Consider the following 5,193-nt stretch of genomic DNA (forward strand, 5'->3'; position numbering starts at 1 on the left):
CTCTGGATCCGACTTCGAAGAAAGGGACCGCCCGCACGATCATGTGGCAGCGGGCGGTCCGTGCGGACGTGCCGGCAGTCGAAGTGCGGTCCAGCGATTATCTTGGACATGGCGCGATCAGCTCTTTCTCACTGGTCGCGCTGCCCTCCATAATCGAGGGGAAGCCGACTGCTTTCATTGGAAACCTCGACGCGACTCATGCCTGGTCCTTCACGAAGGACGTGGCCAGGACGCTGGTCGCCGCTTCCCGCTACACGGGCAAATGGCGACGGGCGTTCCATGTTCCATCGCAACACGCCTCACCCCGGGAACTCATCCTGACGACGGCGGCAATGCTTCACCGTGAAATTCCAGAAACACGTTCCTATTCCATCCCCGAAATGGAAGCATTGGGCATGCATGAACTCATCGAGATGAGCTATCTCTTCGACAATCCCTTGCTGGTCGATTCCTCCGACGCGGAGACGCTTCTCGGAATCAAGGCCAGCGGCCTTGACGTCATGATCGCCGACACTCTGCGTGATCATCTTTGAAGCTTGAAGACTGGCGCGTCGCGTTGAAACTGAAAAAGCCCGCTCCTTTCGGAACGGGCTGAGCCGGCGGGCCGGACTGGAGGTCAGACGGCCCGCAAATTGCTTTTTTTCTTCTATTCGAGGTAACCCGAGGGATCGACCGGGGCCGAGTTCTTGCGCACTTCGAAGTGCAGCTTCGGCGAGTCCGTCGTGCCGCTCATGCCCGACAGCGCGATTTCCTGGCCGCGCTTGACCTTCTGGCCGCGCTGCACCTCGATCGAGCTGGCGTGGCCGTAGACGGTGACCAGGCCATTCTCGTGGCGCACCAGCACCGTGTTGCCGAATTCCTTGAGGCCGTCGCCGGCATAGATGACGACACCGTTCTCGGCTGCCTTGACCGGTGTGCCCGAGGGCACGGCGATGTCGACGCCGTCTTTGCCGGAGCCGAAACCGGAGATCACGCGACCGCGCACCGGCCAGCGCATCTTGCCGATGCCGGTGGCGTCAGGCGCGACGGCATCGTCGGCCTCGGCCTGCTGGATGACCTTCGAATCCTTCTTCGGCGGCGTGTAGGACGCCAGCGTTTCCGACGGCGTGGTCTTTGCCGCGGGCTGCGTCGTGGCCGTCGTCACCGGATCGACCTTGGCCGGTTTGGCGGCGGCGACGGTCGCGGTTCCACCCGCCGGCACCTTCAGGGTCTGGCCGATCTTGAGCAAGCCATCCTGCATGCCGTTGGCCTGCTTGATGGCAACGACTCCGACACCGGTTTTCCTGGCAATCGAGGAAAGCGTGTCGCCCGACTGAACCGTATAGGTGCCAGCTGCATTGGTCGCCTTGGCCGCGGCTACCTGCGGCTTGGGCTCCTTGGGCTGGCTCGCGGCGGCCGACGTATCGACCTGAGCGGTGGATTTGCCCTCCCTAGGCTTCGGCTGCTGCGGCAGGACGGCGACTTTGTCCGGCGCAGTGGCCGGCAGGTTGTGCTTGGTGTCTTTCGCCGGCTTGGCATCCGCGAGCTTCGGCTCGCTCTTGCTCGAATAGGCGTAGGCCGGGATGACCAGCTTCTGGCCGGTCTTCAGCCCCTTGGTCGCGCTCAGCCCGTTGACCTTCATGATCACGTCGGACGGCACCTTGTAGCGCTGCGCCAGGCCGCCGATCGTTTCGCCGTCCCTGACGACGATCTCGGTTGCATGCGGAGTGCCGGAAGCAGCCACGCGGGGTTCGTCAGGTTGCGAAACCTTGAAAGGCGATGCCACCGGGGCGACGGTGCCGGTCGTGGTCCTGTCGACATGCGGTGCGGGAGCCAATGCGGTGCGCACCGGCTTCGATACCGGCGCCACTTCGGGAGCCTGGGCAACGGGCGGAGGCAGCGGCCGCGTCGAGACCGGATCGAGGCTGGAGCGGCTGACCGACTGTGTATGGCTGCCATCGATCGGAGCGGCGGCGACATCGCCCGGATAAGGCTGCTGTACGGCATCCTGCTTGTTGATGATGGTGCGCTGATTGTTGGTCGAGGATGTAAAGACGTCGTCGACGCCATTGAACCGCGAAACTTGGGAACTGCACCCCGCAGCAGCACCCGCGACCATCAGTATGGCGCAGCCTCGCGCCAGATTGCGACCGCTTGTCTTCAAAACACTGAGTTGCATCGCACTAACCCGCACATACCCGGTACAAACTAGGCATGATTAAAGCGCGTTAATGTTACTCGACGGTTAACCCCATGGAATCCGGCGCAATTTTTCTTAAAATATTAGAGAGCGAGCCCAGGGGAGATTTTCAGGTCATGCCGGCCGGGGTCGAAGACGCACCCGACGCGGCGCGGCCTGAACATCGACATGCGCGCTAGATGATAGCGGCGACACCGCGCAGGATCGGCTGCAGGCGAACGAGGCCGATGTCTTCACGCTCGAAGCGGCTGCCGACCTTGGTCAGCTTGGCCAGCACCTGTTCGCCCTCTTCGGGGCCGATCGGCGCGATGACGATGCCGCCGCTCGACAATTGGTCGAGCAGGAAACGCGGCAGGCTGTCGAAGGACGCCCATGCAACGATGCGATCGAACGGCCCTTCATTCGGCAGGCCACCGGAACCATCGGCGTGGCGCACGATGACATTGCCGATGCCGAGCGCCTCGAAGCGCTGCCTGGCCTGCTCGGCGAGCGTCTTGTAGCGATCGGTGGTGATGACCCGCGCCGCCAGCCGCGACATCACCGCCGAGGTGTAGCCCGAACCGGTACCGATCTCGAGCACGCGGTTGCCCTGCTCGATAGCGAGCGCCGCGATCACCGCCGCCTGCATGTCGGCACCTTCGATCGCCTCGCCGCATTCGATCGGCAGCATACGGTCCGACCAGGCGATCTGATGGAACTGGGCCGCCAGGAAGCCGCGCCGCGGCGTCGCCTCGAAGGCGGCGATCAGCGCTTTCGGTACAGTCCCCCGACCGCGCAGACGCAGCAGAAAGGCGGCAAAACCTTCACGGTCATCGATCCCTTGGTTCATGCAAGCGCCTTGCTCAATTGGTCACGGATTTCATGCGCGGTCAGATCGAGCTGCAGCGGCGTCACCGACACCAGCCTGTTGCGCAAGGCGTAGAGATCGGTGCCTTGCTTGCCCTCGACCGGCTCGCCGCCGAAGCGCAGCCAGTAGTATGGCAGGCCGCGCCCGTCGCGGCGCTCGTCGACCCACAGGGAGTGCACGAGCTTGCCTTGCGTGGTGACCACCGTGCCGGCGACCTCTTCGGGCGTGCAATTGGGAAAATTGACGTTGAGCAGCACGCCGTCCGGCAACGGCGTCGCGACAAGCTTCTTCAGCAGCGCCGGCGCCAGCACCTCTGTCGTCTCGTAGGGCACGACGCGATCTTCGCCGACATAGCTGTAGCCCTGGCTGAGCGCGATCGAGCGGATACCGAGCAGCGCGCCTTCCATGGCGCCGGCGACGGTGCCCGAATAGGTGACGTCATCGGCGATATTGGCGCCCGAATTGATGCCGGACAGGATCAGGTCGGGTGCGCCAGGCAGGATTTTCTTGACGCCCATGATGACGCAATCCGTCGGCGTGCCGCGCACGGCGAAATGCTTCTCGCCGATCTTGCGCAGCCGCAGCGGCTCCGAGATCGACAGCGAATGCGCGTAGCCGGACTGGTCCTGCTCGGGCGCCACCACCCAGACATCGTCGGACAGCGTGCGCGCGACGCGTTCGAGCGACGCCAGGCCCTCGGCATGAATGCCGTCGTCATTGGTCAGGAGGATACGCATTATTTCGCTTCGATCTTTTCCAGGCCGCCCATGTAAGGCCGCAGCACTTCAGGAATGGTTACGCTGCCATCCTCGTTCTGGTAGTTTTCGATGACGGCGATGAGCGCGCGGCCAATGGCTGTGCCCGAGCCGTTGAGGGTGTGGACGAAGCGGTTGCCCTTGCCGTCTCTGTCCTTGTAGCGCGCGTCCATGCGGCGCGCCTGGAAATCGCCGCACACCGAGCAGGACGAGATCTCGCGATAGGCGTTCTGGCCGGGCAGCCAGACCTCGATGTCGTAGGTCTTGCGCGCGCCAAAGCCCATGTCGCCGGTGCACAGCGTCATGGTGCGGAACGGCAGGCCGAGCCGCTTCAGCACTTCCTCGGCGCATTGCGTCATCCGCTCATGCTCGGCAAGTGACGATTCCTGGTCCGTGATCGACACCAGCTCGACCTTGTAGAACTGATGCTGGCGCAGCATGCCGCGCGTGTCGCGCCCGGCCGAACCCGCTTCCGAGCGGAAGCACGGCGTCAGCGCGGTGTAGCGCAGCGGCAGTTTTTCATGCGCGGTGATTTCTTCACGCACAAGGTTGGTGAGTGGGACCTCGGCAGTGGGAATCAGGCCAAGCCTGCCCTCCCCGTGCGGCGTGAAGAACAGATCTTCCTCGAACTTCGGCAACTGGTTGGTGCCGAACAGAACATCGTCCTTGACCATCAACGGCGGGATGACTTCTTCGTAGCCATGTTCGGTCGTATGCAGGTCCAGCATAAACTGGCCGAGCGCACGTTCCATCCGGGCCAGTCCGCTTTTCAGCACCGTAAAGCGCGAGCCCGACAGCTTTGCCGCGCGCTCGAAATCCATCATGCCGAGCGCTTCGCCGATCTCAAAATGCTCCTTCACCCAGTTCGGCCGCGTCGGCACCTTGCCGACGAGGTGCTTGACGACATTGTCGTGCTCGTCCTTGCCGACAGGCACGTCGTCGAACGGCACGTTGGGAAGCACTGCCAGCGCATCGGTCAGCGCCTTGTCGAGCTCGCGTTCGCGCGCCTCGCCGTTCTGGATGAAGACCTTGATCTCGCCGACTTCGGATTTCAGCGTCTCGGCCAGGGCGGCATCGCCCGAACGCATGGCGTTGCCGATCTCCTTCGACGCGGCATTGCGGCGCTCCTGCTTGGTCTGCAGCTCGGTGACGTGCTCGCGCCGGGCCTCGTCCGAGGCGATCAGTCCGTCGACCATGGACTGCGCCTCACCGGCCGACCACGAGCGCTTCACCAGCGCCTCGACAAGGGCCTTCGGGTTGTCGCGAATCCATTTGATGTCAAGCATGGTTTGAAACGCTCCTGGGTAGCATGTCGCCCAAAAGTGCACAGCGATTTGGGACAACGACATGCTCAAAACAAAACTGAAACGCATCGCTTTGAGCGCGATGCGTTTCAGCCAGAGGGCGTAAAC

At 63.3% G+C, this 5,193-nt stretch carries 4 protein-coding genes and 1 pseudogene; 1 reads left to right on the plus strand and 4 read right to left on the minus strand.

All coding sequences use genetic code 11. The features are described 5' to 3' along the window. Positions 1–533 (plus strand): annotated as a pseudogene (locus EN984_RS22110) (oxidoreductase); the annotation flags it as partial. Positions 534–646: 113 nt separating this feature from the next. Here the strand turns inward: EN984_RS22110 and EN984_RS22115 are convergent. From EN984_RS22115 to serS, 4 genes are all read right to left on the minus strand, one after another. Continuing rightward, on the minus strand, positions 647–2,158 hold the full coding sequence (locus EN984_RS22115; protein ID WP_127267602.1) for a peptidoglycan DD-metalloendopeptidase family protein: 1,512 nt from the start codon (positions 2,156–2,158) through the stop codon (positions 647–649). Positions 2,159–2,354: 196 nt separating this feature from the next. Continuing rightward, positions 2,355–3,008 carry a protein-L-isoaspartate(D-aspartate) O-methyltransferase gene (locus EN984_RS22120; protein ID WP_127267601.1) on the minus strand — a complete coding sequence of 218 codons (654 nt, stop codon included), beginning with the start codon at positions 3,006–3,008 and terminating at the stop codon, positions 2,355–2,357. Next, complete coding sequence (surE, locus tag EN984_RS22125; RefSeq protein WP_023812184.1) at positions 3,005–3,763, minus strand: 5'/3'-nucleotidase SurE; 759 nt, start codon at positions 3,761–3,763, stop codon at positions 3,005–3,007. The genes EN984_RS22120 and surE overlap by 4 nt, the downstream gene beginning before the upstream one ends. Beyond that, a complete protein-coding gene (gene serS, locus EN984_RS22130) occupies positions 3,763–5,067 on the minus strand; it encodes a serine--tRNA ligase (protein ID WP_127267600.1) in 1,305 nt (434 codons plus the stop codon). The genes surE and serS overlap by 1 nt, the downstream gene beginning before the upstream one ends. Between the last annotated feature and the right edge of the window lie 126 nt (positions 5,068–5,193).

Source organism: Mesorhizobium sp. M7A.F.Ca.CA.004.12.1.1, from assembly GCF_003997835.1.
GTDB lineage: Bacteria > Pseudomonadota > Alphaproteobacteria > Rhizobiales > Rhizobiaceae > Mesorhizobium.